The 994-nt window shown below is 59.5% G+C and carries 2 protein-coding genes; one reads left to right on the top strand and one right to left on the bottom strand.

Features of this window, described 5'->3' with window-relative positions; all coding sequences use genetic code 11:
• Positions 1-19 precede the first annotated feature (19 nt).
• The gene (locus N181_RS11070) at positions 20-433 is read right to left on the bottom strand and encodes a DUF488 domain-containing protein (RefSeq protein ID WP_037436933.1); all 414 of its coding nucleotides are present in this window, start codon (positions 431-433) and stop codon (positions 20-22) included.
• Between the two features lie 134 nt (positions 434-567).
• Here N181_RS11070 and N181_RS11065 point away from each other — a divergent pair.
• A partial coding sequence (locus N181_RS11065) for a transaldolase family protein (protein ID WP_060563375.1) occupies positions 568-994 on the top strand: 427 nt, incomplete at its 3' end.

Genomic DNA, 994 nt, shown 5'->3' with positions numbered 1-994 from the left:
GCAGCGCCGCGGTCGACACCTACGTCAACCGTCGTCGTTCCTTACATCTAGATGGGGCATTATATCGATGTGCCAGCAAGAGCTCCCTGAGAACGACGGCATCGTTGTGCGTCTCGTCACGCGCCGCATAGACGAGCGTGATCGGACTTTTAAGCGCCAGGTCGCGCAATCGATCAAATTCCTCGCGATGCGCCTCGATCTCCGCGGCATATCGCCGGCGGAACTCCTCCCAACGGGAGGGATCGTGAGCGAACCATCTCCGCAGCTCGGTGCTTGGTGCCAGCTCCTTCACCCAATAATCGATTGCGGCATCGGTCTTCCTCACTCCGCGCGGCCACAGCCGGTCAACCAAGACACGCTTGCCGTCACTGTCCATCGGTCTCTCGTATGCGCGTTTCAGTTTGACATTCTTCTCGGAGATTTTGCCGCTCATCCACATCGCTCCCTCCTACCCACAGTTAAAAACATAGGGCGATGTGATCATGCCTGCGATGACGAAATCACCTCGGGCAGCCGACCCGAAGAACGCTCGCCGCCGCTTCACGCGACTACGCCAGGAGAAAAACAATGAAGTTTTTTGTCGATACAGCCGATATTGGCGAAATCCGCGAGCTCACCGCCGCAGGAGTCGTCGACGGAGTGACGACCAATCCGTCGTTGATTGCAAAGACCGGCCGACCGATCTGGGAGATTATCGAGGAGATCTGCGAGGCGATTGAGGGCCCGGTCTCAGCGGAGGTCACCGCGACTGAGTTCGGCGGCATGGTCGCCGAGGGGGAGCGGTTGGCCAGCATTGCTCCCAATGTGGCCGTCAAGGTGCCCTCGACCTGGGATGGCTTCAGGGCTTGCCGGGCACTCAGCGAACGCGGGTTGAAAGTCAATGTCACGCTCTGCTTTGCAGCGAACCAGGCACTGCTCGCGGCGAAATCCGGTGCAGCATACATCTCGCCTTTCGTCGGCAGGCTCGACGATATCGGCCTGGATGGCATGGAGG

It is taken from the genome of Sinorhizobium fredii USDA 205 (assembly GCF_001461695.1).
Lineage (GTDB): Bacteria > Pseudomonadota > Alphaproteobacteria > Rhizobiales > Rhizobiaceae > Sinorhizobium > Sinorhizobium fredii.
This window is presented reverse-complemented; position numbering and strand designations above follow the sequence as displayed.